The sequence below is a fragment of the Streptomyces ureilyticus genome (assembly GCF_011045025.1).
In the GTDB taxonomy this organism is placed as follows: domain Bacteria; phylum Actinomycetota; class Actinomycetes; order Streptomycetales; family Streptomycetaceae; genus Streptomyces; species Streptomyces ureilyticus.
On sequence record NZ_JAAKZX010000501.1, the window covers coordinates 1 to 759 of the forward strand.

Consider the following 759-nt stretch of genomic DNA (forward strand, 5'->3'; position numbering starts at 1 on the left):
TGGACTGCCTCCGCACCGCCCTCGGCCAGGGTCGCCTTCAGGACGTATCGGCGCCCGTCACTGTCGTCTTCGACCAGCAAGACCTGGTCCTGGGTGCTCACCGGGCGGGACAGTGCGATCGCCTTCGAGGCGCGAGGGCCGGTCGGGAACGACGGGGCCGTCTGTTCTCAGGGGGTGCTCGTCTATCGCGTACGCAGTGAGGCCGTGTCCGGAGGCGGCCCGATCGAGGTCCTCGACGCACACCCCGACACCGCGGCCTGCCGGGACGACTCGGTCTATCCACCGCTCGCGGACGCACCGGTCGGGCTCGGCGAGAGCTTCACGGTGCCGGGGGAGGAGGTGCGGGTGGAGGTGGAGAACCGCACGGCTTCGGGGGCGTGGACGGTGACGATTTCGACGGGGTGAGCTCTCGGGCTGACGGTCACAGCACGCCCGTCGGGGGTGTGGGTGGCGGAGCCCCCACAACGCACGGCGAAGCCGCGCAAAAACAACGATGGCGAGGAGGTTCGCGCTTTCCGCGAACACACCTCGCCATCGCTATCGTGCGCCGCCAGGGACTCGAACCCCGGACCCGCTGATTAAGAGTCAGCTGCTCTAACCAACTGAGCTAGCGGCGCCTGCTGACGTCGTAGACCTTAGCACCCTGGTCGGCGGGAGGAAAAATCGATATACGGGCCGCCCGAGCTGCGCGTACCGCCGCCCAGAGCAGGACCTCAGGGCCCGGCAGCCAGGGCCGCGCGGTGTCGGGGGCGACGAGCC

Annotated in this window: 1 tRNA gene and 1 pseudogene; one reads left to right on the forward strand and one right to left on the reverse strand. The window is 69.4% G+C overall.

Features of this window, described 5'->3' with window-relative positions:
* Window positions 1-405 (forward strand): annotated as a pseudogene (locus G6048_RS48370) (hypothetical protein); the annotation flags it as partial.
* A gap of 138 nt (window positions 406-543) precedes the next feature.
* Here G6048_RS48370 and G6048_RS48375 read toward each other — a convergent pair.
* Window positions 544-617 (reverse strand) — tRNA-Lys (locus G6048_RS48375).
* Window positions 618-759: the final 142 nt, after the last annotated feature.